At 60.4% G+C, this 25,225-nt stretch carries 22 protein-coding genes; 8 read left to right on the top strand and 14 right to left on the bottom strand.

Annotation, left to right across the window (positions count from 1 at the left end; genetic code table 11):
* Nucleotides 1–11: 11 nt before the first annotated feature.
* From EIY72_RS27505 to EIY72_RS27465, 7 genes are all read right to left on the bottom strand, one after another.
* A complete protein-coding gene (locus EIY72_RS27505) occupies nt 12–1,064 on the bottom strand; it encodes a WD40/YVTN/BNR-like repeat-containing protein (protein WP_093221948.1) in 1,053 nt (350 codons plus the stop codon).
* A gap of 1,216 nt (nt 1,065–2,280) precedes the next feature.
* Nucleotides 2,281–4,938, bottom strand: coding sequence for an aminopeptidase N (gene pepN / locus EIY72_RS27490; protein WP_093221952.1), 2,658 nt, complete (start codon nt 4,936–4,938; stop codon nt 2,281–2,283).
* A gap of 10 nt (nt 4,939–4,948) precedes the next feature.
* On the bottom strand, nt 4,949–5,779 hold the full coding sequence (locus EIY72_RS27485; protein ID WP_093221956.1) for a DUF2797 domain-containing protein: 831 nt from the start codon (nt 5,777–5,779) through the stop codon (nt 4,949–4,951).
* The gene (locus tag EIY72_RS27480; RefSeq protein ID WP_093221961.1) at nt 5,776–6,036 is read right to left on the bottom strand and encodes a YeaC family protein; all 261 of its coding nucleotides are present in this window, start codon (nt 6,034–6,036) and stop codon (nt 5,776–5,778) included. The genes EIY72_RS27485 and EIY72_RS27480 overlap by 4 nt, the downstream gene beginning before the upstream one ends.
* Nucleotides 6,037–6,068: 32 nt before the next feature.
* The gene (locus EIY72_RS27475) at nt 6,069–6,938 is read right to left on the bottom strand and encodes a rhomboid family intramembrane serine protease (RefSeq protein WP_093221967.1); all 870 of its coding nucleotides are present in this window, start codon (nt 6,936–6,938) and stop codon (nt 6,069–6,071) included.
* On the bottom strand, nt 6,935–7,906 hold the full coding sequence (locus EIY72_RS27470) for a metallophosphoesterase (RefSeq protein ID WP_093221974.1): 972 nt from the start codon (nt 7,904–7,906) through the stop codon (nt 6,935–6,937). The genes EIY72_RS27475 and EIY72_RS27470 overlap by 4 nt, the downstream gene beginning before the upstream one ends.
* On the bottom strand, nt 7,906–8,796 hold the full coding sequence (locus EIY72_RS27465) for an NAD(+) kinase (protein ID WP_034146463.1): 891 nt from the start codon (nt 8,794–8,796) through the stop codon (nt 7,906–7,908). Before EIY72_RS27465 ends, EIY72_RS27470 begins: the two co-directional genes overlap by 1 nt.
* 117 nt (nt 8,797–8,913) lie before the next feature.
* On the opposite strand from EIY72_RS27465, the gene EIY72_RS27460 reads away from it, so the two are divergent.
* A complete protein-coding gene (locus EIY72_RS27460; protein ID WP_093221978.1) occupies nt 8,914–9,864 on the top strand; it encodes a DUF1853 family protein in 951 nt (316 codons plus the stop codon).
* A 129-nt stretch (nt 9,865–9,993) separates the two neighbouring features.
* On the opposite strand, the gene EIY72_RS27455 is transcribed toward EIY72_RS27460, so the two are convergent.
* Complete coding sequence (locus EIY72_RS27455; protein ID WP_093221982.1) at nt 9,994–11,097, bottom strand: DUF2855 family protein; 1,104 nt, start codon at nt 11,095–11,097, stop codon at nt 9,994–9,996.
* Between the two features lie 55 nt (nt 11,098–11,152).
* Between EIY72_RS27455 and EIY72_RS27450 the strand changes: the two genes are divergently transcribed.
* Nucleotides 11,153–11,812: a TetR/AcrR family transcriptional regulator gene (locus EIY72_RS27450; RefSeq protein WP_093221986.1), complete on the top strand. Its 660-nt coding sequence runs from the start codon at nt 11,153–11,155 to the stop codon at nt 11,810–11,812.
* Nucleotides 11,813–11,833: 21 nt separating this feature from the next.
* Here EIY72_RS27450 and EIY72_RS27445 read toward each other — a convergent pair whose 3' ends face one another.
* Nucleotides 11,834–12,394, bottom strand: a complete 561-nt coding sequence (locus EIY72_RS27445; protein ID WP_093221990.1) for an NADPH-dependent FMN reductase — start codon at nt 12,392–12,394, stop codon at nt 11,834–11,836.
* A 174-nt stretch (nt 12,395–12,568) separates the two neighbouring features.
* Between EIY72_RS27445 and EIY72_RS27440 the strand changes: the two genes are divergently transcribed.
* Complete coding sequence (locus EIY72_RS27440; protein WP_093221994.1) at nt 12,569–12,796, top strand: hypothetical protein; 228 nt, start codon at nt 12,569–12,571, stop codon at nt 12,794–12,796.
* Nucleotides 12,797–12,884: 88 nt separating this feature from the next.
* On the top strand, nt 12,885–13,778 hold the full coding sequence (locus EIY72_RS27435; RefSeq protein WP_093221997.1) for a LysR family transcriptional regulator: 894 nt from the start codon (nt 12,885–12,887) through the stop codon (nt 13,776–13,778).
* On the opposite strand, the gene EIY72_RS27430 is transcribed toward EIY72_RS27435, so the two are convergent.
* The 5 genes from EIY72_RS27430 to EIY72_RS27410 form a co-directional block, all read right to left on the bottom strand.
* Complete coding sequence (locus tag EIY72_RS27430) at nt 13,744–14,358, bottom strand: GNAT family N-acetyltransferase (protein ID WP_093222002.1); 615 nt, start codon at nt 14,356–14,358, stop codon at nt 13,744–13,746. The genes EIY72_RS27435 and EIY72_RS27430 overlap by 35 nt on opposite strands.
* 14 nt (nt 14,359–14,372) lie before the next feature.
* A complete protein-coding gene (locus EIY72_RS27425; protein WP_093222007.1) occupies nt 14,373–16,628 on the bottom strand; it encodes an Orn/Lys/Arg family decarboxylase in 2,256 nt (751 codons plus the stop codon).
* A 123-nt stretch (nt 16,629–16,751) separates the two neighbouring features.
* Complete coding sequence (gene dnaQ, locus EIY72_RS27420; RefSeq protein ID WP_046037200.1) at nt 16,752–17,510, bottom strand: DNA polymerase III subunit epsilon; 759 nt, start codon at nt 17,508–17,510, stop codon at nt 16,752–16,754.
* 81 nt (nt 17,511–17,591) lie between these two features.
* Nucleotides 17,592–18,044 carry a ribonuclease HI gene (rnhA, locus tag EIY72_RS27415; protein ID WP_093222012.1) on the bottom strand — a complete coding sequence of 151 codons (453 nt, stop codon included), beginning with the start codon at nt 18,042–18,044 and terminating at the stop codon, nt 17,592–17,594.
* Between the two features lie 89 nt (nt 18,045–18,133).
* Complete coding sequence (locus EIY72_RS27410) at nt 18,134–18,892, bottom strand: class I SAM-dependent methyltransferase (protein ID WP_093222016.1); 759 nt, start codon at nt 18,890–18,892, stop codon at nt 18,134–18,136.
* A 65-nt stretch (nt 18,893–18,957) separates the two neighbouring features.
* On the opposite strand from EIY72_RS27410, the gene gloB reads away from it, so the two are divergent.
* The 4 genes from gloB to EIY72_RS27390 all read left to right on the top strand — a co-directional run bounded on the left by gloB (nt 18,958) and on the right by EIY72_RS27390 (nt 25,221).
* On the top strand, nt 18,958–19,725 hold the full coding sequence (gene gloB, locus EIY72_RS27405; protein ID WP_093230564.1) for a hydroxyacylglutathione hydrolase: 768 nt from the start codon (nt 18,958–18,960) through the stop codon (nt 19,723–19,725).
* 99 nt (nt 19,726–19,824) lie between these two features.
* Nucleotides 19,825–21,255, top strand: coding sequence for a transglycosylase SLT domain-containing protein (locus EIY72_RS27400; RefSeq protein WP_093222020.1), 1,431 nt, complete (start codon nt 19,825–19,827; stop codon nt 21,253–21,255).
* 298 nt (nt 21,256–21,553) lie between these two features.
* The gene (locus EIY72_RS27395) at nt 21,554–23,383 is read left to right on the top strand and encodes an extracellular solute-binding protein (RefSeq protein ID WP_093222024.1); all 1,830 of its coding nucleotides are present in this window, start codon (nt 21,554–21,556) and stop codon (nt 23,381–23,383) included.
* Nucleotides 23,380–25,221 (top strand): extracellular solute-binding protein, encoded by a 1,842-nt coding sequence (locus EIY72_RS27390; protein ID WP_093222028.1) that lies wholly within the window; start codon nt 23,380–23,382, stop codon nt 25,219–25,221. The genes EIY72_RS27395 and EIY72_RS27390 overlap by 4 nt, the downstream gene beginning before the upstream one ends.
* Nucleotides 25,222–25,225 lie beyond the last annotated feature (4 nt).

The raw sequence follows: 25,225 nt of genomic DNA, 5'->3' as shown, positions 1-25,225 counted from the left end.
ATTAACCTGGCTCATTTACCCGACTCGGTACCGCTGGACGAGGCGATGCGAACGCCACCCTGCCCGGCCAGAACCAGATTGCCATTGCCCGCCGCAGTCACGGCCGAGACGGAAATACGATCCGCACGGTTGACCACTTTGAAGGTTTCGCCATTGTCGCTGCTGCGAATCACCGAACCGCCGTTGCCGACAATCACGATGGAACCGTCATCCAGCAACGTGCCGCCCGACAGACCGAACTCCAGATTGCCGCGTTCGGCATTGAGTTCGATTTTCTCCCAGGTGCTACCGAAATCCGTGGAGCGATAGAGATTGCCGCGCAAACCGAAGGCCAGCAGTGTGTTGGCCTGCGCCGTACCGATCACGCCGAACAGCGAGCCTTCGTACGGACCTTCGAGTTTTTCCCAGGTCTGGCCCCAATCGGCGGAACGGAACATGCTGCCCTGCTCGCCGACGATGAACAGCCCGGCATCCTTGACCGCCGTGATGGCGTTCAAGTGGTACTGGTCTTCGTTGTCCAGGCGATCGCTGGCGTCTTCCCAGTGCTGGCCACCATCGGTGGTTTCCATCAGGGAACCGTAGGCGCCCACGGCAAAGCCGCTGTTGACGTCCTTGAACCAGACGTCCAGCAGCGGCGATTCGCGTTTCAGATCTTCGAATTGCTTGGTCCAGGTGACGCCGCCGTCCTCGCTGGCGAGGATCTGTGCGTCATGGCCGACGGCCCAACCGTGTTTGTCATCGACAAAAAACACCGCGGTCAGCAGTGCTCGGGTCGGAACCTTGGCTTGCGTCCAGGTCGCGCCCTGGTCATCGGAATACAGAATGTGCCCACGATCACCGACCGCCACCAGGCGCTTGCCGGCGTGCACGACGTCGAGCATCAGGCTTTTCGCGGCCTTGGCCGATTCAATGGAATAAACAACGTCGGCTGCTGGCGCCGCCGCGGCCAGCGCGGGTGCCGACAGCATGGCAGAGCCCAACAGCGAGAGCGCTGTAGCCAGCAACGCGATTTTGCGTAATGCCGGCGGGCGGCAGATACCCACACCCATGACAGGCTCACTCATAGACCTTCCCCCATTATTATTGTTAGGTCGTTCAACCTTTCAGGGCGCCGCAAGGGTGCGTGTCTGGACTGGCCGTTTCAGAGCAGTGTCCTGAAACCCGCAACCCAGAGCCCCTTCGGAAGCTGGCTTATCCTATCGGTGTTTTCGAATGTCTGACAATCGACGCCACGTTATCTTTTGTTAACTGCGGGGAATGGGGGGTGGGCTGAATGATTGGGTATCAGGTGGGGTGATTGCAGTTTTTTTGTGAGGGTGGGTTCGGTGTTCGGTGTTCGGTGTTCGGTGTTCGGTGAGCATATCCATTATTGTGGTTACGGCCACTTGTGGTTCCGCCCTTACGGCGGGTCACTTGGAGAAGCGCCAAGTAACCAAGCGCTCTTGCCCCTTTCGTTCGGTGCCTCGCCTAGGCTCGGCATGCCCTCGCTCCGGTCCTGCTCCGTGGGCCCGCCGCCATCGGCCATCCATGGCCGGGGGCGGCTAACCCAGCATCCATGCCGGGTTGCCCACTGCGCAGAACCTCCTCTCGGCCTCTCGATGGGGCGTGCACCGCAACAGCATCCGAGGCGGCCTACCGGCCGGCCTGATTGTCGTGTGTACGCGTTTACCTGTAGGAGCAAACTTGTTCGCAATGGACGTCAATGATGACGCGGGGTGTCTGGAAGCACCGATTGTTCCAACATTTTTCGCGAGCATGCTCGCTCCTACAGAAGGCGGTGCATCTGTAAGAAATAGCGTGGCTGTCAGGCCGTCATCGCGAGCAAGCTCGCTCCCACAAAAGCGCAAGAGCAGAGCAAGAGCAAGAGCAAGACCCGCGCACACCACACGCTTCTCACCACTCAACAGGATGAGCGTTAGCTCGACAGCTGCTTTTGATCTGCCGGCCCCTTCGGCAGGCTGAGTGGAGGGGTTTATCCGGGGGTGGGAGCGCAGCGACCGTTCGACGCAGTCGAACGCATCGAGAGGAGGTGCAGCGAAGCAAACCGTAGGCGATGCCCCCGGATGAATCCCGGAGCGAAGGGACCCGAGCCACGGCGAGGGCCGAACGCTGGGGCTAGACCTTTTGGTTCCTTTTGGGGCGTTTGCCAAAAGGGACTCGCCGTAAGGGCGAAACCCTAAGCCGCCGTTACCGCAGCAACGGATATGTACCCATTCAACCCAGAACCTGGTCGGCCCAAAGGCCGCCAAGTCCAAATCCAAGTCCAAGCGAAAAAAGCGATCAAGCCAAACTCTTGCTGACCACCTCAAACACATCACTGGACAACTGCCCCGAAGCCCGAATCCGCTCCAGCTCCCCTTTCATCAAGGCCTGACGCGCATCGTCATACTTGCGCCAGCGAGTCAAAGGCGCCAACTGCCGAGACGCGATCTGCGGATTAAAGCCATTCAACTCAATCACCAGGTCAGCCAGGAAGCGATACCCGGAACCATCGGCCGCATGGAAGTTGATCAGGTTCTGCCCGGCAAACGCACCCACCAGCGCACGCACCTTGTTCGGGTTCTTGATGTTGAACGCCGGATGCTGCATCAACGCCTTGACCCGCGAAAGACCACCCGGCAACACGCTGCCGGCCTGAACGCTGAACCACTGATCCATGACCAGCGGATTGTCCTTGAAGTGCTCGGCGAAACTGCCCAGCGCCTTGGCCTTCTCGGCCTCGAACGGCGAATTGACCAGCACCGCCAGCGCGGTAAGACGCTCGGTCATGTTGTCGCAGGCGTCGAACTGCTCAAGGGTGGCCGCCAAAACTTCAGGTTTGCCACTGAGCATCAAGTACGACAGCGCAATGTTCTGCAAGGCGCGACGGGCAAAATGCTCCGCCTCGGCCACGTACGGCGTTTGCTTGGACAGGTCACGATTGGCTTGATAGCGCAGCCACAAACCTTCGAACAAGGCATCCGCCAGTTGCTTACGGGCGAACTCGCGCGCGGTGTGGATGGCTTCGACATCTGCCACTTCGCTGATTTCAGTCAAGTAGGCTTCGCTTGGCAACGACAGCATTTCAGCGACCATCGCCTGATCCAGCGACTCGTCCGACAGCACCGTGCGCAACGCCGACACCAGGCGCTGATCAAGCACCAGTGCCTCGCCCTTCTGCTGCTGGGCGATCAATTCCTGCAGCACCTGCACTGACAATTGCTGACCGGCATCCCAACGGTTGAAACCGTCGCTGTCATGCTGCATCAGGAACATCAGTTGGTCGCGGTTGTACGGGAAGCTGAGTTTCACCGGCGCCGAGAAACCACGCAGCAGCGAAGGCAGCGGCTGTTCGGCAATGTCGACGAAGGTGAAGGTCTGCTCAGACTCGGTTACCGAGATGACCCGCGAAGTCCCCTGCGCAGCTGTTTCACCGGAAAGACGCAGGGCAATCGCCGCGCCTTTCGGATCGAGCAGACCGAGCTCGACCGGAATCACGAACGGCAGCTTTTCAACCTTGTCCGGGGTTTGCGGGCAGCTTTGGCGGAAAGTCAGGCTGTAGGTCTTCGCCGCGGCGTCGTAAGACTCGCTCACTGCCAAACGCGGTGTGCCCGCCTGGCTGTACCAGCGTTTGAACTGGGTCAGGTCGACACCGTTGGCGTCTTCCATGGCCTTGATGAAGTCATCGCAGGTCACGGCTTGACCGTCGTGACGCTCGAAGTACAGGTCGCTGCCTTTACGGAAGCCTTCGGCACCGAGCAAGGTGTGGATCATGCCGACCACTTCCGAACCCTTTTCGTACACGGTCAGGGTGTAGAAGTTGGAAATCTCGATGAAGCTGTCGGGGCGCACGGCGTGGGCCATGGGGCCGGCGTCTTCGGCGAACTGGTGGGTACGCAGGTAGGCCACATCCTGAATGCGCTTGACCGTGGCCGAGTTCATGTCCGAGGAGAAGCCGGCATCCCGGAACACGGTGAAGCCTTCCTTGAGCGACAGCTGGAACCAGTCGCGGCAGGTCACGCGGTTGCCCGACCAGTTGTGGAAGTATTCGTGGGCGACGATCGCCTCGACCCGCTGGTGAGCGGCGTCAGTGGCCGTGTCGGCCTTGGCCAGCACCGCACTGGAGTTAAAGATGTTGAGACCCTTGTTTTCCATGGCGCCCATGTTGAAGTCGTTCACGGCAACGATCATGAAAATGTCCAGATCGTACTCGCGCCCGTAGACCTCTTCGTCCCAGCGCATGGATTTCTTCAGGCTGTTCATCGCGTGCTGGCACTTGTCGATGTTTTCCGGCTCGACATAGATACGCAGCGCTACGTTGCGCCCTGTCATGGTGTTGAAGCTGTCTTCGACGCACCACAGGTCACCGGCCACCAGCGCAAACAGGTACGCCGGTTTCTTGAACGGGTCTTCCCAGGTCGCCCAGTGGCGGCCGTCTTCGCCGGGACCGGAAGCAATCGGGTTGCCGTTGGACAGCAGCACCGGATAGCTGTGTTGCTCGGCGACCACAGTGGTGGTGAAGGTGCTCATCACGTCCGGGCGGTCGAGGTAATAGGTGATCTTGCGGAAGCCTTCGGCCTCGCACTGGGTGCAGAACATGCCGCCGGATTTGTACAGGCCTTCCAGCGCCGTATTGGTTTCCGGGTGGATGCGTACGCTGGTATCAACCGTGAAGGTGGTACTGGTCGGGTGCAGCGTCAAGTGGTTGTCCGTCAGCACATAATCGGCGGCACTCAACTCTCGATCGGCCAGGGTCACCGACAGCAGCTCCAGCTGCTGGCCGTCGAGCACCAGCGGCGGCAAGCTCGGGCCTCGCTCGGGATTGCGGCGCATCACCAGTTGCGCATGGACCAGGCTGTGGTCCTCGAACAACTCGAAGGTCAGGTGCGTCTCGTCGATCAGGTACTCGGGCGCCTGATAGTCCTTCAGGTAGATCATCTTCGGTTGTTCGGTGCGCATGCTGGAGTCCTTAACTATGCACGGCGAGCTGGTAGGCCGTGTATTTACGAATGTTGATCACGCCGGTGTCGAAGATCAGGTATTGACCCTTGACGCCCATCAGCGTGCCTTCGGCAATCGGGTTCTTGTCCAGATTGAAACTGACAATTTTCGCTGGGTACTGTTCGACCGGATAGCGGATTTCCAGCGGTTCGACGTCGGAAACCACCTGAATGGCCTGTAGGCCAAATCGTTGTTGCAGGGCCTGCAAGCCTTCGGCGCAAGTGTCGAGCAGTTGATCGCGTACTTCGCTCAGGTTCACCGCCGCCGCATCGCCCTTGAGTAAAGCACGCCAGTTGGTCTTGTCAGCCACTTGATTGCGCAGCAGATCCTCGACAAAACCGGACTGCTGGCGGGTGGCGACGCGCATGATCGGCAATGCCTGGCTGGCGCCCTGGTCGAGCCAGCGAGTCGGCAACTGGGTGGCGCGGGTAATGCCGACTTTCACCCCTGACGAGTTGGCCAGGTAGACGACGTGGTCGGTCATGCAGAACGTCCGTCCCCACTCCGGTTCCCGGCAGGTACCGGCATCAAAGTGGCAACGTTCCGGGCTCATGATGCACACGTCGCACTGGGCCAGTTTGGTCATGCAGGGGTAGCAGTAACCCTGGCTGAAACTGGTTTTGGTTTTGCGCCCGCAATGGGTGCAGTGGATCGCCCCCAGGTATTCCAGGCGAACGGTCGTACCGATCAATGGATTGACCGGCACCTCGGTGTCGCCCAGACGAAACGCATATTGAACGTTCGGCCCGTCAAGGCGCGCCGACATCTTGCTTATTGCACCGCGGCCAATCTCGATCAATGGATGGCATCCGACTTGAACAGGATGTTCGGCACTTCGATCGACTTGGAGGCGCATTCCTGCGGCCCCATGTAGCCGGTGCGCTGCTCTTCGGGCAGGTTCTGGATTTCCCAGGCGATCATCGCTTGCAGCGACAGTTCACGCTGTTCGGCGGTGAGCTTGCCACCGTCGGACCATTTGCCGATCTCCACCGCCAGTTTCAGGCTCTCGTAGATATCCGGGGTGATGTTCTTGATCATTTCGTTAAAAGAGGACATGGGGTCTCCGTCTCTTTAATGCATGTTCTGAATTAGGCGGCCAGTTTACGGCGGTTGTACAACCCGCCCAACAAACCGGTGAAGCATCCGATGAGTAACCCGCCGACGTGTGCCGCGTTGGCGATTTCGCCGAAGCCGATCATCGAGATCAGCCCGGACAGGCACAACAGCAGCCAGACCAGCATCATCACCAGCACGCCTCGCGGCAAGCGATAGGCCGGGTTCGGCGCCAGCAACTGGAAGATCCAGCAATGCCCGAGCAAGCCGTACAGCACGCCGGACAAGCCGCCGAACAGGGTCGCACCGCTGAAATAATACTGGGCGTAGTTGGACACCAGACTGAACAGCAATGTCAGGCCGAGCAGGTTGATGCTGCCCTGGCGCGACTCGATACGCCGCCCCAGCTCCCAGTACCACATGCCGTTCATGGCCAGGTGGAGGATGCCGAAGTGGATCAGCATCGGCGTCACCAGACGCCACCACTGCCCTGCCGCCAGGCTGTCGGCCAGGGGCGTGAAATGGATGTATTCGCCCACCACGCGGAAGTCGAGGAAGGTCAGCCAGCGCATCATGTCGAGGTTTTCACCGAGCAAGGTGATGGCGCCGACGAGGATGCTCAACAGCAGGATGAAGGCAGTGGCTTTCGCATGCTTGAGCTGTTCGACGAAGCCTGGACGGTGACGGGCTTGCGCCACGGGAATGTCCAGTTGCTGGTCGGGATCGCCGGCCGGAAAGCGCTCGTACAGTGCGCGAACGTCTTCACTGATGTTGTCCGGCACCCACAGCACCTGCTCTCCGGCCTCTTCGCTGACCCGATGGGGCACCTGCATGCGCTGTAACAGCTTGACGAACCCGCTCAGATCCACCGCCAGGGGCAGACGCAACACCGCTACGGCACTCATTGCAGCACCTCCGGCCGCTCGACATCGACCCAGACGAATTTGTTCGGGTCCAGGCGCGATTCCTGGTCCAGACGATAGGCCACCAGTTTTCCGTAGAGCACGGCACTGTAATCCAGGCAGGCCAGGTTGGGGCGAATCGGCGCCGGCTTGCCGCTGCGCCAATAGTGGCCGACAAACAACAAGGGTTCGTCGCTGCCATAACGCAGCAGGCTGTTCTTTTCAGTGGAGGTCAGTGGCGTCTGGGCGACCGGCTCGGGCAAGGCGTCTGGCTGAAACACAATGTCTCCGTAGGTTTTCGGGTCGTCTTCCCAGAACTTGGTGCGGAAGAACGAGCGCACCAGGCCATCACCACTGGTCATGGTCAGGCCATGGGGCAGGCGCATGTCGGTGCCGCGCAACAGGCGGTCGAACACGGTGCAGGCGAACGAGCCGGACTCGGCCGAGGCCTGGAGGAAAGGCTCGTCGATACAGCCGTTGGGAAACAGCGCACGCAGCGGTTCGATCAACCCGGCGTCCCAGCAGGCATGCACCACGCGAAAGCGCCCGGCATCGACGAACAGCGGCAAGTCATAGAACCATTGCTGAAAGTCGTGCCAGTCCCCCGGATGGTGTTCGAACTGGGTCAGGGTTTCGTGCAGCAGGCGTGCATGGCGCGGGGTGTGCTCGCGAACGAACTGCTTGCCGCTGCCGGGCAGCGCCGGTGTGCTCCAGCCCAGGGCGTTGAATTCGTGATTGCCCATGATGCACAACGCCTGACCGGCCTCGACCATGTCGTGGACGATGTGCAACGCCTCGCGAATTCGTGGGCCACGGTCGATGATATCGCCGACAAACACCGCCATGCGCGACGAATGCCGCCAGACACCACCTTGCTTGTGATAACCGAGTCGGTCGAGCAAGTGCTCCAGGGTCAGAGCGCAACCATGCACGTCACCGATCAGGTCGTAGCTACGCGCGGGATCGAGCATCAGTCGCCTCCACCCCCCAACTTGCTGCCCCAGCCGAGCTTGGTCCGGCAGACTTCGTAGTAGTTGTGGTCCAGCGGATGAATCAGCCGCAGTTTCTGCGCCTTTTTGCTGACGGTGATGGTGTCGCCGGGCGCGCAGGTAAAGTGGTTCTGCCCGTCACACGAGACTTGCGGGTAAATCTGCATATCCTTGGACACGACGATTTTCAGCTCACTGTTGCCATCGACCACGATTGGCCGTCCCGACAAGGTATGGGGGTACATCGGCACAATCACAATAGCGTCGAGCTTGGGATGCATGATCGGGCCGCCGGCCGACAATGCATACGCGGTAGAGCCGGTTGGCGTGGCGACGATCAGGCCGTCGGCCTTCTGGCTGCAGACGAACTGACCGTCGATGTACAGCTCGAACTCGATCATCCGCGTCGATTTGCCCGGGTGCAGCACCACGTCGTTGAGCGCATCGCCCTGACCGATGGCTTCGGCGTGACGGCGCACCTCCGCCTGCAACAGGAAGCGGTTTTCCACCAGGTAGTGCCCGTCGAGCACCTCGGCGACCTTGACTTCCAGCTCGTCGGGACGAATGTCGGTCAGAAAACCCAGACTGCCACGGTTGATGCCGAGCACCGGGATATTGTGCTTGGCCAGGGCGCGAGCGGCGCCGAGCAGGCTGCCGTCACCACCGACCACGATGACCATGTCGCAGACTTCACCGAGCATCTTGCGCGAAGACGTTTGCAGACCGTGCCCCGGCAGGACTTCGGCGATGGTGTCTTCAAGGATCACGTGCAGGTGACGGTCGAGCAGAAACCGTTTCAGTCGGCGGACGGTATCCAGCACCTGGGAACTGCCCAGGCGACCGATGATGCCGATATTGCGAAATTGCTCCATGGGGCTCCTGCGGAAATATGTGTGACGGCGAAAACCTCGATTATGGGCGAAAGCCGCCCATAGACAAAATCCTTTCAGCTTCAAGGGTGTGCCCGGGTTTCAGGCTATGCTCGCAAGATGATCCTATTTCCAGATTTGCTCCGCCTGCCACACCAACTGCGCCATCCGGAGGTGCGTGATCTGGCGTGGGTCATCGTTGCCCCGCCGATGCTTGTCGATACGCCGTGGCCGCAACGTCATCCGCTGGCGGGCAGCGACTGGGTGCAGACGCCGGAGCGGCTGGAGCAATGGCTGCGGGATCTGGATCGCGACAGCTATGGCTTGCTGCATTGGCTGGCGCAGGCGCGAACCCGGCGACTGGGCCTGTATTACGAACGTCTCTGGCAGTTCGCCGTGCAGCACGCCCCTGGAATCGAACTGATCGCCGCCAACCTGCCAATCCGCCGCGAGGGCCACACCTTGGGCGAACTGGACATGCTGCTGCGTGACCGCGACGGCGTGCATCATCTGGAACTGGCGATCAAACTCTACCTCGGCCCGCAACAAGGTGACGGGCAAGACGTCGCGTTATGGCTCGGGCCTGGCTGCCATGACCGGCTGGACCGCAAACTGGCGCACCTGAGCCAGCACCAATTGCCGATTTCCGCTCGCCAGGAGAGTCGCGAGGCCTTGGCCACCCTGGATATCCAGGCGTTCAGCGCGCACTTGTGGTTGGGCGGATACCTGCTTTATCCATGGCCGGGACATGCCGCGCCACCGCTGGGTGCGCATCCGCAGCATTTGCGTGGTCGCTGGTTGCATCAGAAGGATTGGCCGGCGTTCTTCCTGCAAAGCCCACCGGGGCGCTGGCAACCCCTGCCCCGCCATGCCTGGCTGGCGCCGGCACACTATTCGCTGGAGCACACCTGGAGCCCTGCTCAAATGACCGCCTGGCTTGACGATCTGAACCCTTTGGCCCCGGCACAATTGCTGGTGCGTCTGGTGGAGAACGGTCAAGGGGACTGGGAGGAAGCCGAGCGATTGTTTCTGGTGGCTGATCTTTGGCCAAATGTGCCGGGGCAAGGTTGAGACGTTTTTTGCCTGAGTTACCGCCATCGCGAGCAAGCTCGCTCCCACAGTGGAAATACAATCTTCTGTGGGAGCGAGCTTGCTCGCGATGAATTCACCCGGATTTATCGGGGAGCCCCCGGCAAATCCTCACAACCGGACCACATGCCCCTCCACCGGCGCAACCTGCCCATGAAACAACCGCGAAATGATGGATTGCGCTGCCTCATAACCCTGGCTCTCCACAACCTCCAGCAACGGCTTATCCGACGTCGTCACTTGCCGGTAAAACTGCACCAGTCCTTCACCGATATGCTGACTGACTCCTTCCGGCCCCCAATCGGCATTGCGTTTGCGAATCTGGATCGGCGCAAAGAAAAACACCGGTTGCGGGCCTTCCAGTGCAGTCAACCTGGCCTCTGCCGTGCTCTGCGCCGAACCGGCAAAGCAGCTGTAGACCAGTTGTCCGGAGAAATGTTGGTGCACGCGATCGCGTAAATCCAGATCGCCGGAAAAGTCCACGTACAGCGTAGGGCAATCATCCTCCAGGTTCGCTAATTCCTCATAAGACACCGTACGCTCGTAACAACCCAGGCTTTCAACGAATGCCTTGTTGCGCGCCGAGGTCAGCGCTACCCGCTGCAGGTGCTGCTGGTCTTGCAGGCACACCGCGGTGCCATAAGCGGTTTTACTCGACGCACTGGAGAACACCAACCGGGTAGCGCCGAAGAACTGATTGTCCTGAAGGAAGTCCGCCAGCATTGAAGACGTCAGAAACAGTGGCTTGAGCAAAATCTGCAGGTTTTCGGTTTCAGGGCTGTAGTACGAATCCCAACTGCAACGGGTGTACTGGTTGTACGCCGAAGTCAGCCCCTGGCGATGATCGGCACCGTCGTAAAAACCACGTTCGGTGACACGCTCCGGGCGCATCCACAGGTGGCTGGCTATCGGAAAATAGCCGTAGAAGCGCTCCCCCGCCTTGATGCCCGGCACCGCCGAGGCGATGACATCCGCAAAACCCCACGCAGGGACATGTCCCCAATCCTCAGATCCTGTGGGAAAGAATCCCCAATAGTTCATCGAGTTGCCGTAGGCGGCGTAGGTGATGTTGTTGGTGGTCAACGCGCAGCGATCAATCTTCAAGATCACTTCGCCGGCCGCCGGAATCAGGCTGCGTTGCTCCTGTTCGATCCGGCTTTGATCAAGGGCGTTTTTGCGGGTAATCAGCCGTGTTACCGTGCTCATCGTTTGCATTTTCCAGTCTCCTGCTGTGACAACGTGGCGGGCAACACCAGAGTAATGACAGACCATGAAGAGCGGGTTCGGAAACTCCAAAGGCCAAACGTCCTCCCTCAATCCCCGCGCCAAACCGCTGAAACGGCCGAGCCAGGCGCGCGCCGTGTTCACCGTCGAGGCGATCTATGAGGCATTTGTTCGGATTTGGCGGCGCGACGGCTGGTCGCGGCTGACCACCCGCGAAGTGGCACTGGAGGCCGGCGTCGCAGTGGGCACGCTGTACGACTACTTCCCGAGCAAGGAAGCCCTGATCTCGGGGTACGTGCGTCATTGCATGGAAGGCCTGCTGCAACGCCTCGAAACCGAAGTCGTACAAGCGCACGACCTCGACTGGAGAGCCCGGATCAGGCACCTGATCACCCTGACCTGCGCTCCGGACGAAATTCGCCTGCCGTTGTTCAGCCCTGCCGTGCAAGCCATCGAACACCAGTTCACCGAAGCCAAACACCATCGACGGGTGTACGACGAACTGTCGCAAAAGTGGCACGCAGTATTTGCCGCCTGCCTTGATTTACCCGAGCGACCAGCAGATACCACCATTGACGCCTGGGTGATCATGGCCTGGGGAGGTCGGCGCTATTGCGCCACGGCACAACCCGCTGCCCAGGCGCAGACCGCGTGGCTGTCGGAAATGGAGACGATGATCTGTGGGCGACTGGCCGGAACCCTGTAGTCCGGCCAGCGTGGCAAGCCATCAAACCTTTTTGTGTTGCTCGACCCATTGGGCGTAGGCGTTGATAAAACTCTGCAGGAACGGCTTGACCGACTCAGAGAGTTTTCCCGACTCATCGAATGCGGTGCCGGCGCCGCCCAGATAGGCTTCCGGTTGCTGCATGCACGGTACATTGAGGAACACCAGTGACTGGCGCAGGTGATGGTTGGCGCCAAATCCGCCAATCGCCCCCGGCGACACACTGATGATAGCGCCGGGTTTGCCGCTCCAGGCGCTCTTGCCGTAAGGCCGCGAGCCAACGTCAATCGCATTCTTCAGCGGTGCGGGCACCGAGCGGTTGTATTCCGGGGTGACGAACAGCACCGCGTCGGATGAACTCACTTGTTGTCGGAAAGTGCTGTAGGCTGCCGGCGGTGTAGCACCATCGATGTCTTCGTTGTAGAGCGGCAAGTCGCCAATTTCGACGATATTGAGCTTGAGATTGGCGGGTGCCAGGCTGATCAGCGCCTGCGCTACTTTGCGGTTGATCGAATCCTTTCTCAAGCTGCCAACCACGACGGCGATCGTAAAGACGTTGCTCATGGGAGATTCTCGACTGTCCGATGGAAAGAGTTTGTAGTTATAGATGACGATTCAAGCAGTGGTGAGGGAAAACGGCGCCGCTGACTATTTTTTTCCCGTAGGAAAACTTACCTCACTTAGGCACGGTCTACAGAGCCGCAAATTGAGTGATTTATCTCCAGAGGTTCTAAGCAGATGGCAGCAGTACTCGTCGGTCAGTTCCATGCAAGAGATGCGGAAGGCCGTATCTATTCGGTGCACGAGTTCCAGGAATCCACCCCGGCAGCAGACGGCACAGCGCCTGTCACCACCTATAAACTGGCCATTGGTGATCGCGTCAACAAGGTCGATGACAATGAGTTCCTGCTGGTCCAGGCCGGCATTACCATCACCCGTGAGCCACAAACCAGCACCGTTTCATAACCCATCGTTATGAGCAGAAGTCATAGGCGCAGACTTGGGGTAGGATTCATTCACTGACTCCTCCACCTGCTGAACATGGACTTCACGCATGCGCTTACGCCATATCGAAGTGATCCAGGCGCTCCTGCAGACCGGTCACCTGGGCACCGCCGCCGAATGGCTGCAGTTGCCGGTGACCGAAGTCGAGCAGGTGTTGCGCGATGTCGAGGATCAGTTGGGATTCATGCTGTTCGCCAGCGTCCGCGGGCGTCTGCAGGCCACCCGCGAGGCACGGGAGTTGCAGGTGGAAATTGCCCGGATCTACGACGCACTGGAACCGGTTCAGCGTCTGGCCAATAGCCTCAAGCAGTACCTGGCGCCGCCGCTGCGCATCATCTGCACTCCCCCCCTCGCTCACCAATTACTGCCACACGGCATCGCCCTGTTGCGTCGACGTCTGCCCGATGCGCCCTGCACACTGCTGAGCCAACCGACCCGCGATATCGTTCGTAGCCTGCTGTTGCGCGAAAGCGACCTGGGCCTGAGCCTGCACGACCCGGACCACGCGGACATCCACGGTCAGGTGATCGCCCAAGGCAAACTCCAGCTGCTCGCCCCCCATGGCTGGCTGCAACCGAAACAGAAGTACATTTCCCTGCAGGACCTGGCCGGCCAGGCGATGATCGGCCTCGAAGGCCAGGATCCGTTGAGCCCGGCGCTGGAAAACAAACTGCATGGTTTGCGCCCCGCGCCGGTGATTCATACCCGGGTGCAGACCCATCAGATGATGCGCAGCATGGTCGAGGCTGGCGAAGGGCTGGCGATTGTCGATCCCTTCACGGCGCAGGGGGCCAAATCCTCGGGGCTGGATGTCTGCCCACTCGCTCCAGCAGTGCCGGTCTGTCTCTACGCGTTAACCCTGAAAAACACCGAGCCATCTCCCGCTGTGCAGGCGTTGCTGGCCATCATCACGGAACAAGCCGTGGCGATGCTGACGAGCTGAACGGATTTTCCAACGGGTTCTCGAACAATCGATACCAGAACACTGCCACTTCGGCGGTGTTCGGATCGATGCCGCGATAACGCAGGTGATCGATCCCGCCCACCACATAACCGCACCGTTCATAGAGCCTACAGGCACCGAGATTGTTGTTCTGGGTTTCGAGCATGATGCCGGGCAGCTTCTTCTTGCGGCTCCAGAACTGCGCGACATCCAGCAATGCCTTGGCCACACCGTGCCGTCGGGCCGGAGCGTGCACGGCCAGTTCGTCGATGTGGGCAAAGCCATTCCAATTGGTGCTGATCACCAGATGCCCCACCGGTTGGTCATCGAGATAAGCCATGAAAATCGCACTGTCCGCGGCATCGCGAAAACTGCTGAACTCTTCCGGATCGATGCCATAACACTTGCGATACGGGGTGATGGGCGTTATCGGCCACTGCGCTACCGGGCTGCCGATTTGCACCGCGCCATAGGCCGCGACTTCAAAACTGAAATCACTGCCCCAGATGTAGGCCGCGAAACCGTCATCGGCCACGCGTACGGACAACCCTGGATGAGTTGGATTGATTTGCGGCTGCATACTGGGAAAGGTCCTCACTCCTTGATGCAATCGACGGTGTAGTGCCGCCCATTGCCCTCATCTTCATGTTGCAATCCGTGCACATCAGCAACGAACCCCGGGAATTGGCTATCGAACGTCCTGGCGAAGGCCAGGTAGTCGATGATCGAGCGGGTCGACTCGGTAAAACGCTCGCCAGGCATGATCAACGGGATACCCGGCGGGTATGGCACCAGCATCACCGCGGCGATCCGCCCTTGCAGCGCGTCGATCGACACCGCTTCAACTTCGCCCCGCACCAGATGATCATAGGCGTCCGCCGGTTTCATCGCGACTTCCGGCAGCACTGTGTACATGCGCTTGAGGTGCCTGGCCGTGGCATTGCTGTGATAGCAGGCATGCAGTTGATCGCACAGATCCCGCAGGCCCAGGCCCTGGTAACGCGAGGCGTTTTCCCTGGTCACGCACGGCAGGCAATGCGCGAGGCTGACGTTGGCGTCATAACTGCGCTTGAACTCCAGCAACTCGGTAAGCAGCGTGCTCCACTTGCCCTTGGTAATGCCCATGGAGAACAACACCAGGAAGGAATACAGCCCGGTCTTTTCGACCACCAGACCGCGTTCCCAGAGGAACTTGCTGACCACCGCCGCCGGAATGCCCCGCTCACTGAGCGCACCGCCCGCCGTGAGCCCTGGCATGACCAGCGTGACCTTGATCGGGTCGAGCAGCACGTAATCGTCCGTCACCTCACCGAAACCATGCCAGTCGGCATCGGGCTGCAGCAACCAATCCTCGGTGACCACACGTTCGATGCCCTGCGCCGTGGGCGGCTGCCAGATCGAGAACCACCAATCATCGGCATCGATGTGCTGGCGCAGATTGGCCAGCGCCCGGCGAAAGCTCAGGGCTTCGTCGAACATTTCCTGCAACAGCGAGCGCCCGGCCGGGCCTTCCATCATCGCCGACGCCACATCCAGCGAGGCGATGATGCCGTACTGCGGCGACGTCGAGATGTGCATCATGAACGCTTCGTTGAAACGATCGCGGTCCAGTTTCCGGGCGCCGCCATCGCGTACATGGATCATCGACGCCTGGCTGAATGCCGCCAGCAATTTGTGGGTGGAATGGGTGGTGAACACCAGCGGGCTATGTTCGTCACGCGTCGTGCCCATGCCATAACGCCCGGCGAAGAATTCATGAAACGCGGCATAGGCGTACCAGGCTTCGTCGAAATGCAGGACTTCAACGCTGCGGCCCAACTGCTGACGGATCAGCTCGGCGTTGTAACAGAGCCCGTCGTAGGTCGAGTTGGTCACGACCGCCAGCTTGACCTTGGGCGCCCGCCCCTTGGTCAATGGACTGGCGTCGATCTTGGCCTGGATCGACTCGGCGCTGAATTCGCTGAGGGGAATCGGTCCGATGATCCCCAGCTCATTGCGCTCCGGGCACAAGTACAACGGGATGGCGCCGGTCATGATGATCGAGTGCAGCACCGACTTGTGGCAATTGCGATCCACCAGCACCAAGTCATCCCGGGCGACCATGGAATGCCAGACGATCTTGTTGGCCGTAGAAGTGCCATTGATCACGAAAAAGGTGTGATCGGCGCCGAAGTTGCGCGCCGCTCGCGCTTCAGCTTCCGCCAGGGGTCCGGTGTGATCGAGCAGGGAGCCGAGCTCGGGGACCGACACCGACAAGTCGGAACGCAGGGTGTTCTCCCCGAAAAACTGGTGAAAAGCCTGCCCGACCGGACTTTTGTGGTACGCCACTCCACCGCCATGCCCGGGGGTGTGCCAGGAATAGTTGGAGTCGGCGGTATGTTGCACCAGCGCCTTGAAGAACGGTGGCAGCAGTCCATCAAGGTACTTGCGCGCGGCCCGGGCAACTTGGCGGGCGAGGAAGGGAACCGTGTCTTCGAACAGGTACAGAATGCCGCGCAACTGATTCAGCTCGGCCATCGCGTCGGCCGGTGCGTTTTCCAGGGTCACTTTTTCGCCGAGGGCGAAAATCGGCAGATCAGGTGCACGCACTCGCGCGAGGCCAATGAGTTCGGCCATATTTTGTAATAAATGCGAATGGGTGCTGGCGTCTTCCGACGCGATCAACATGCAAGACAGCCCGTGGTAAGTCGATGCGACCAGGCGCCCTTCGCTGTAGTCCACCGCCGACACCACACTGAAACCTTCCTGCTCCAGCTCCCTGGCAATACCGCGCACGCGATCGCCCGCGACGCTGTCCGACTTGATGTCGCGATGGACGATCAACACCGGAAATTTCAAATCTTTATACATGGGGCTCAGTGTCCTGAGGCGGCAGATCAGAGCCTGCCAATCACCTCAGGGTAGAGTGTTGCAGCCGATGTAGCGAGCAGAACGCCCCGAAATGGGTCACGGAGTGTCCCATTGATGAAAGGATCAAGCCTGGGCTTCGGCCTCGGCCAACTGCACCCACAGTGCCGGTGCGCCGGCGGATTTGCCGATGATTTCAAGGCGTGCGGCGTGCCTGGCCAGATCATCTTCGCTGGCGCGGATAATCCGTGTTGGCTGGCGGTCGGCAGGCAGGCGGCGGATCTCGGTGGCCGAGTTGTCAGCACCTTCACCCGAGCCATTACCGTCCGAGGCGTTACCGGCCAGGGACAGGCTGGTCTGGCCGCCGGTCATGGTCAGGTAGACGTCGGCGAGAATCTCGGAGTCGAGCAAGGCGCCGTGCAGTTCACGGCCGGAGTTGTCGACGCCGTAGCGTTTGCACAAGGCATCGAGACTGTTGCGCTGACCCGGATGACGTTCCCGGGCCATCATCAGGGTGTCGAGGATCGAGCAGTGCTGGGTGATGTCGGCGCGGTCTTGCTGGCCCATCAGGGCGAATTCGTTGTTGATGAAGCCAACGTCGAACGCCGCGTTATGGATGATCAGCTGCGCGCCCTTGATGAACTCGAAGAACTCTTCGGCCACTTCGGCAAAACGCGGTTTGCCCACCAGGAACTCGTTGGTAATACCGTGGACGCCGATGGCGCCCTCGTCACTTTCGCGGTCCGGTTGCAGGTAAACGTGAAAGTGCCGCCCGGTCAGGCGCCGGCCGATCAACTCGACACAACCGATTTCGATAATCCGGTGGCCGTCGGTCACCGGCATGCCGGTGGTTTCGGTATCGAGTACAACGGATCTGGTGGCCATCAGTGCTCAGCTCTCAATCGGTCAATCAGGTAAAGGCGGCGATGTTAACACGCTTGCTGGAGTGATTCAGGTAGACGCAAATCAGCCCTGCTTATACCCGCGCACTTCATCCACGCCACGGTTGGCCAATTGGTCGGCACGTTCGTTACCGTGATGGCCGATGTGCCCGCGTACCCACTTCCAGGTCACTTTGTGGCGGTTGACCTGTTCGTCGAGCTGTTTCCACAGGTCAGCATTTTTAACCGGTTCTTTAGCCGCGGTTTTCCAGCCGCGCTTCTTCCAGTTGTCCATCCACTCGTTGATGCCTTTCATCACGTACTGTGAGTCGGTCACCAGCAGCACCTCGCAAGGGCGCTTGAGTTCTTCCAGGCCGCGGATCGCACCCATCAACTCCATGCGGTTGTTGGTGGTATTGGCTTCGCCGCCCCAGAGTTCCTTTTCAACGCCCTTGCACACCAGCAATGCGCCCCAGCCGCCTGGGCCGGGATTGCCCTTGCAGGCGCCGTCGGTGAAGAGTTCTACGCTATCGCTCATGCCAGTCTGTCCAGAAATGCAGGGGCTCGCCGATTGCAGACCGACGACGCCCGAAGCCGGGACGTGCCCGGCCGGAAAAAATCAGAAAATCAAGGTTCGATGTTGCGCCGGTTGACCTTGGCCATCGGCAGCGGGATCAGCTTGCCCATCGGTTCGCGACGCTCCTGGCGCACCGGTCGCAAGCCGACCACGATCTTGCGTGCCACCAATAGATAGAAGCCACCACCGGACAGTTGCCAGTCACCCGCTTTACGCTCCCAACCGGCCAGGCGTGATTGCCAGGCGGGTGAAGCAAGCGGCGGACGATAGCACCCGAAGCGCCGTTTCTCCAGCGCAAAGCCCAGCAGGTTCAGCCAGTCGGCGACCCGCGAGGGCGAAATGCAGCGCGCCTTGCGCAAGGCGTCCTGGGCGAACACATGGCGCAGGCCCCAGCTGCTCCAGGGGTTGATCCCGATGATCAGCAGGTGCCCGCCGGGCCGCACGCTGCTGGCGGCTTCACGGAGCAAACCGTGGGGTGACAGGCAGAAATCCAGGCCGTGCTGCAGGACAACTACATCGGCGGCATGTTCGCTCAGGGGCCAGGCCTGCTCTTCGCAGACAATCTCGACGCCCGGCAACGGCGCCCCCAGGCGCACATTGCGCTGCACCTGCGGTGCCGAAGGCGGCGTCTGCGCCGAAGGACCGTAGTGCACCAGGTAGCCGCCGAAGAACCGCCCGAGTTCGTCCTCGAGCATGCGCCGCTCTTCGTCGAGCAGAAATTGCCCAAGGGGACCTTCCAGCCATTCACGGGCCGCGCTGATCAACGCCAGCCAGTCGGGATCGGCCTGTGCGAACGCTTTATCAGTCATTGCATTCTCCAACGCGCCAGGAAGTTCTAAGATGCGCCATTGTTTTCCGCTTGGCGAATCCGACGATGATACAGATCACAGCCCTGCCCGCCTTCACCGACAACTACATCTGGTTGTTACAAGACCACGCCAGCAAACGCTGCGCGGTCGTCGACCCGGGTGATGCCGGCCCTGTACAAGCCTGGCTGACGGCCAATCCGGGTTGGGTACTGAGTGATATTCTGATCACACATCACCATCATGACCACGTCGGCGGCGTCGAACAGCTGAAGAAGGCGACGGACGCAACGGTCTATGGCCCTGCCAGCGAACGCATCCCGGCGCGTGACGTGGCCCTGCATGACAACGATAAGGTTCAGGTGCTCGGCCTGGATTTTGATGTCTACGCGGTCCCCGGCCATACCCTGGGACATATAGCTTATTACCATCATGGCCTGCTGTTCTGTGGCGACACGCTGTTTGCCGCCGGCTGCGGGCGCCTGTTCGAGGGCACACCGGAGCAAATGCACGCCTCGCTGTCACGCCTGGCCGCGTTGCCGGAAGACACCCTCGTCTACTGCACCCACGAATACACCCTGAGCAATCTGAAATTCGCCGCGGCCGTCGAACCCGGCAACCCGGATACCGCCGAACGCCTTGCCGAAGTCACGCGCAAACGGCAAGCCGGGATCATGACGCTGCCGACGACACTGGCGCTGGAAAAGCTGACGAACCCTTTTTTGCGCACCGGTGAAACATCCGTTAAACAAAAAGCGGACGAACGGACCGGCACCGATAACCGGGCTCCGAGTGCGGTTTTTGCGGCACTGCGGGCCTGGAAAGACACGTTCTGACAGGGCTGCCTGTCGGCCCTGAAATTCTCAATGGTTGACCGCGCAGGGTGTGCTTTCTAGAATCGCCCGACATTTTTGCCCGGAACTTACTTCCAGCCAATGTCGTCACCTACTCGCAAAGCCATCAATTCAGACGCATTGACCCGCCTGGCTCAAGCCATCGCGGTGGCTGTGTCCGCCACTCTGGCGGGCTGTTCCAGCCATGCGCCGCAGACCGATGCGGCGCATACGCCCAACATCGCCGCGCGCGCCAAACAGAAGCCGATCTGGCTCAGCGAAAAACCCAGCCCGCAAGTTCCCCAGGATGTCTGGGAGCGCATGCGCCAGGGCTTCCAGTTGCAGGACGGGCTGGGCGTCAACCCGCGCATCGAGCAACAGCGCCTGTGGTTCGCCAGTAACCCCTCCTTCCTTGAGAACGCCGGCGAACGCGGCAGCCTCTACATTCATTACATCGTCGAACGCCTCGAAGAACGCAACATGCCGCTGGAACTGGCGCTGCTGCCAGTGATTGAAAGTGCCTACAACCCGATGGCCTATTCCCGGGCCGACGCGGTGGGTCTTTGGCAATTCATCCCCTCCACCGGCCGCTACTTCAACCTGCGCCAGACTCGCTTCTATGATGGCCGTCGCGATATTACCGCCTCGACCACCGCGGCCATGGATTACCTGACCCGTCTGCACGACATGTTCAACGGCGACTGGCTGTTGGCCCTGGCGGCCTACAACGCCGGCGAAGGCACCGTCAGCCGGGCCATCGAGCGCAACGAAAAGCTCGGCCTGCCAACCGACTACTGGAACCTGCCGCTGCCGGCGGAAACCCAGGCCTATGTGCCAAAGTTGCTGGCCCTCTCGCAAGTGGTCATGTCGCCCGAGGCTTATGGCGTGAACCTCAACCCGATCGCCAACGAACCCTACTTCCAGGTCGTCGAGATCAATCAGCGCATGGACCTGTCCAAGGTTGCTGAAGTCGCCAACATCGACGAAGACGAACTGTTCCAGCTCAACCCGGCCTTCAAGCAACGCACCACCATCGATGGCCCTCAGCACCTGCTGGTGCCGACGTCCAAGGCGCAACTGCTGACCAGCAGCCTGCAGACCATGCGTCCCGAGGAACTGATCAGCAAGAAGTCGCTCAAACCGGTCTTCGACGGCGCCGATGACACCAAGGTCGCCACCGTGCGGCGCGCCTATCGGGTCAAGCGCGGTGACAACCTGGCTTCCATTGCCAGGGCCAACAAGGTCGACGTCAAGGATCTGCAACGCTGGAACAAGCTGACCGGCAAGAACCTCAAGCCCGGCCAGACCCTGGTCATGCACGAAGAGGTCAAGCGTGGCTCAGGTCGCGTGAACACAGTGGTTGCAGCCAACAGCAAAAAGCCGCAGACCCGATACAAGGTCCAGCAAGGTGACTCGCTGTACATTGTTGCCAAACGTTTCAATGTCGAGATGCAGCACCTCAAGCGCTGGAACCCGCGCGTGGGTCAGGCGCTGAAGCCTGGACAGATGCTGACGGTTTCCAACCCGCATTAAAAACGAGCCCCTGATATCAGGGGCTTTTTCATTGTTTCCAGCGTTGGAAGTCTTTGTGGCGAGGGAGCTTGCTCCCGCTCGACGGCGAAGCCGTCGAAAGTTCTGCGAAGCGCTATATCAACAGAGTATTGGGGCCGCTGCGCAGCCCAGCGGGAGCAAGCTCCCTCGCCACAGAATGGGCGCAGGCAGAACAACCTCCCCAGCAATCAAGAACCCGCTACCCCCGTCTTTTTCCTGTCCAGACAAGCTGTTACTGTACGGCCGACAAAGCCCAAGCCGCCTGGATCGGATTCCCTATTTGAAGCGTCTGCACCTGTTCCTGATCAGCCTGGCCTTGAGCTCTACCGCAAGCGCGACGATCAGCGAAAGCCATGGTTATGCGCAGTTCGGCACCCTCAAGTATCCGGCCAGTTTCACCCACTTCGACTGGGTCAACCCGCAAGCGCCCAAGGGCGGTACGTTGCGGGTGATGGCGTTTGGCACCTTCGATACGCTCAACCCTTACACCTTCAAGGGCACCAGCCCGGTCACCACACCGAATTTCCTGCAATACGGCATCAACGAACTCAACGAGCCGCTGATGGTCGGCACCGGCCAGTACGCGCCATCGGGCGACGAGCCGGCGTCCAGCTATGGCCTGATCGCCCAGTCGGTGGAGTACAGCGAGGACCGCAGCTGGGTGGTGTTCAATCTCAGACCCGAAGCACGCTTCCACGATGGCACCCCGATCACCGCCTACGACGTGGCATTTTCCTACCGCGTGTTGCTCAAGGAAGGCCATCCGCTGTACCGCACCAGCCTTCAGGAAGTGTCACGGGTCGACGTCCTCAACCCCCAGCGCATCCGCTTCGTGTTCAAACGCGCCGGTAATCCGTTGCTGATCCTGCGTCTGGGCGAAATGCCGGTACTGCCCCAGCACTACTGGAAAGGTCGCGATTTCAAGGCCACCACCTTCGAACCACCGCTGGGTAGCGGCCCCTACCGCATCACCTCGGTCACGCCGGGGCGGCAGCTCGTGTTTGAGCGGGTCAAGGATTACTGGGGCAAGGACCTGGCGGTCAACCGCGGCAAATACAATTTCGATCGCATGGAAGTCGAGTTCTATCGCGACAGCGACGTGGCGTTCGAAGCGTTCAAGGCCAATGAGTTCGACATTTATATCGAGCATCAGGCGAAGAACTGGGACACCGGCTACAACTTCCCGGCCATCCGTCGCGGCGACGTGATCAAGGCGCAGATCCCCCATCAGATCCCGACCCAGAGCCAGGGGCTATTCTTCAACAGCCGTCGCCCAACATTCGCCGACGCCAAGGTCCGCGAGGCGCTGGGGCTGATGTTCGACTTCGAGTGGACCAACCGCACGCTGTTCAGCGGCGCCTATCAGCGGGCCACCAGTTACTACCCCAACAGCGAGTTTGCCGCCACGGGCCTACCGATCGGCCATGAATGGCTGATGCTCAAGCCCTATCGCGAACAACTGCCGGCCAGGCTGTTTACCGAACCGTTCAGCCTGGCGCAAACCGATGGCCGCGGCATTCCCCGGGAGACCTTGCGCAAGGCCCTTGGCCTGCTCGCCGAAGCGGGCTGGAAACTCAACGGCCAGCGCCTGCAAAACGCCGCCGGGCAGCCGCTACGCCTGGAACTGCTGCTGGTCAATCCGAACCTGGAGCGCATCCTCCAGCCCTATGTCGAGAATCTCGCCAGCATCGGCGTCGATGCAAGGCTGCGCACGGTCGACCGGGCCCAATACAAACAACGGCTGGATCAATTCGACTTCGACATGATCCTGATGACGCTCAACCAGACCTTGAGTCCCGGGCTGGAACAGTGGCAGTACTTTCACTCCAGCCAGGCTTCGGTCAAGGGCAGCAAGAATTACGCCGGCATTGCCAATCCGGTGGTCGACCATTTGCTCGAACAATTGCTCGCCGCACAAAACCGCGATGAACAGGTGGCCGCCGGCAAGGCCCTCGACCGCGTGCTGCTGTGGCAGCACTACATCATTCCCAACTGGTACCTCAATTATCACCGCCTGGCGTACCGCAACCGGTTCGCCTTTGTCACCACGCCGCCCTACACATTGGGCTTGAATGCGTGGTGGCTGAAATCTTCGGAGAAAGATCGATGACCGCCCTACGCACCCTGCTCCTGCAGGCCGGCGGCCTGTTGTTCGCCGGGCTGGCCTGCGCCGCCCCGCAACACGCCGTCACCTTGTACAACGAGCCGCCGAAGTACCCGGCCGATTTCAAGCACTTCGACTACGTCAACCCGGACGCGCCCAAGGGCGGCACCTTCCGCCAGGCCGGTTTCGGCGGCTTCGACAGCCTCAACCCGTTCATCAGCAAGGGCGTGCCGGCGGACGACATCGGCATGATCTACGACACCCTGGCCAAGCAAGGCCTGGACGAACCCTTCACCGAATACGGCCTGATCGCCCGCCTGATCGAAAAGGCCCCGGATAACGCCTGGGTACGTTTCTACCTGCGTCCGGAAGCACGCTTCCATGATGGACATCCGATTCGCGCCGAAGACGTGGTGTTCAGCTTCGAGATGCTGACCAAGGATGGCGCACCGATGTACCGCGGCTACTACAACGATGTGGCCGAAGTGGTCGCCGAAGACCCGCTTACCGTGCTGTTCAAGTTCAAACACAGCAACAACCGTGAACTGCCGCTGATCCTTGGGCAGTTGCCGGTCCTGCCCAAGCACTGGTGGGCCAACCGCGACTTCAACAAAGGCAACCTGGAAATCCCGTTGGGCAGTGGCCCGTACAAGGTCAGTCAGGTCAAGGCCGGACGCCTGGTACGTTACGAGCGGGTCAAGGACTACTGGGGCAAGGACCTGCCGGTCAACCGTGGTTTCTATAACTTCGACGTGATGACCACCGACTATTACCGCGACAACACCGTGGCACTGGAAGCCCTCAAGGCCGGGCAGTTCGACTATTGGCTGGAAATGACCGCGAAGAACTGGGCCAATGCCTACAACATTCCGGCGGTCACCGAGGGACGCCTGATCAAGGAGCAGATCCCCAACGGCAACCCCACCGGCATGCAAGGCTTCGTCTACAACCTGCGCCGTCCAGTGTTCCAGGATGTGCGCGTGCGTCGGGCGCTGTCACTGCTGCTGGATTTCGAGTGGACCAACAAGCAACTGTTCAACAGCGCCTACGTACGCACCCGCAGTTACTTCGAAAACTCGGAAATGGCTGCCACCGGCCTGCCTGACGCCGATCAGCTGGCGGTGCTCGCCCCATTCCGCAGCCAGTTGCCCGCACAGGTGTTCAGTGAAGCCTTCGAGAACCCGACCACCGACGGCAGCGGCATGATCCGCGCCCAGCAGCGGGAAGCCTACCAACTGCTGCAGGAAGCGGGTTGGCGCATCGTCGACGACAAAATGGTCGACGCCACTGGCAAGCCGGTGGTCATCGAGTTCCTGCTGGCCCAGACCGAGTTCGAGCGAGTGTTGCTGCCCTTCAAGCGCAACCTGAGTGACCTGGGAATCGACCTGGTGATTCGCCGGGTCGACGTTTCCCAGTACATCAACCGCGTGCGCTCGCGGGACTTCGACATGATCGTCGGCAGCTTCCCGCAGTCCAACTCGCCGGGTAACGAGCAGCGTGAATTCTGGATGTCAGCCGCCGCCGACAAGCCCGGCAGCCGCAACTCCATGGGCCTGAAGGACCCGGTGGTTGATCAACTGGTCGAGCAACTGATCAACGCCGATTCACGTCAAAGCCTGGTGGCCCATGCCCGCGCGCTGGACCGCGTGCTGCAATGGGGCTATTACGTCATACCCAACTGGCACATCAAGACCTGGCGCGTGGCCTACTGGAACCACATAGGACACCCCAAGGTCTCGCCAAAATATGACATCGGCACCGCCACCTGGTGGGTCAAGCCCGACATCGCGCCGGCCATAGAAGTCGAAACCAAACTGCAGGCCGATCCTGCGGACACGGAGTAATCAG

Source organism: Pseudomonas vancouverensis, from assembly GCF_004348895.1.
GTDB classification, from domain to species: Bacteria; Pseudomonadota; Gammaproteobacteria; order Pseudomonadales; family Pseudomonadaceae; genus Aquipseudomonas; species Aquipseudomonas vancouverensis.
This window is presented reverse-complemented; position numbering and strand designations above follow the sequence as displayed.

Bases quoted from the DNA above. Each gene is read 5' to 3' on its own strand.
- EIY72_RS27435 (WP_093221997.1), top strand. From the start codon at position 12,885: ATGCGCTTACGCCATATCGAAGTGATCCAGGCGCTCCTGCAGACCGGT.
- EIY72_RS27430 (WP_093222002.1), bottom strand. From the start codon at position 14,358: ATGCAGCCGCAAATCAATCCAACTCATCCAGGGTTGTCCGTACGCGTG.
- rnhA (WP_093222012.1), bottom strand. From the start codon at position 18,044: ATGAGCGATAGCGTAGAACTCTTCACCGACGGCGCCTGCAAGGGCAAT.
- dnaQ (WP_046037200.1), bottom strand. From the start codon at position 17,510: ATGGCCACCAGATCCGTTGTACTCGATACCGAAACCACCGGCATGCCG.
- EIY72_RS27455 (WP_093221982.1), bottom strand. From the start codon at position 11,097: ATGCAAACGATGAGCACGGTAACACGGCTGATTACCCGCAAAAACGCC.
- EIY72_RS27475 (WP_093221967.1), bottom strand. From the start codon at position 6,938: ATGAGTGCCGTAGCGGTGTTGCGTCTGCCCCTGGCGGTGGATCTGAGC.
- gloB (WP_093230564.1), top strand. From the start codon at position 18,958: ATGATACAGATCACAGCCCTGCCCGCCTTCACCGACAACTACATCTGG.
- EIY72_RS27410 (WP_093222016.1), bottom strand. From the start codon at position 18,892: ATGACTGATAAAGCGTTCGCACAGGCCGATCCCGACTGGCTGGCGTTG.
- EIY72_RS27400 (WP_093222020.1), top strand. From the start codon at position 19,825: ATGTCGTCACCTACTCGCAAAGCCATCAATTCAGACGCATTGACCCGC.
- EIY72_RS27390 (WP_093222028.1), top strand. From the start codon at position 23,380: ATGACCGCCCTACGCACCCTGCTCCTGCAGGCCGGCGGCCTGTTGTTC.
- EIY72_RS27425 (WP_093222007.1), bottom strand. From the start codon at position 16,628: ATGTATAAAGATTTGAAATTTCCGGTGTTGATCGTCCATCGCGACATC.
- EIY72_RS27450 (WP_093221986.1), top strand. From the start codon at position 11,153: ATGAAGAGCGGGTTCGGAAACTCCAAAGGCCAAACGTCCTCCCTCAAT.
- EIY72_RS27470 (WP_093221974.1), bottom strand. From the start codon at position 7,906: ATGCTCGATCCCGCGCGTAGCTACGACCTGATCGGTGACGTGCATGGT.
- pepN (WP_093221952.1), bottom strand. From the start codon at position 4,938: ATGCGCACCGAACAACCGAAGATGATCTACCTGAAGGACTATCAGGCG.
- EIY72_RS27460 (WP_093221978.1), top strand. From the start codon at position 8,914: ATGATCCTATTTCCAGATTTGCTCCGCCTGCCACACCAACTGCGCCAT.
- EIY72_RS27440 (WP_093221994.1), top strand. From the start codon at position 12,569: ATGGCAGCAGTACTCGTCGGTCAGTTCCATGCAAGAGATGCGGAAGGC.
- EIY72_RS27465 (WP_034146463.1), bottom strand. From the start codon at position 8,796: ATGGAGCAATTTCGCAATATCGGCATCATCGGTCGCCTGGGCAGTTCC.
- EIY72_RS27505 (WP_093221948.1), bottom strand. From the start codon at position 1,064: ATGAGTGAGCCTGTCATGGGTGTGGGTATCTGCCGCCCGCCGGCATTA.
- EIY72_RS27480 (WP_093221961.1), bottom strand. From the start codon at position 6,036: ATGTCCTCTTTTAACGAAATGATCAAGAACATCACCCCGGATATCTAC.
- EIY72_RS27445 (WP_093221990.1), bottom strand. From the start codon at position 12,394: ATGAGCAACGTCTTTACGATCGCCGTCGTGGTTGGCAGCTTGAGAAAG.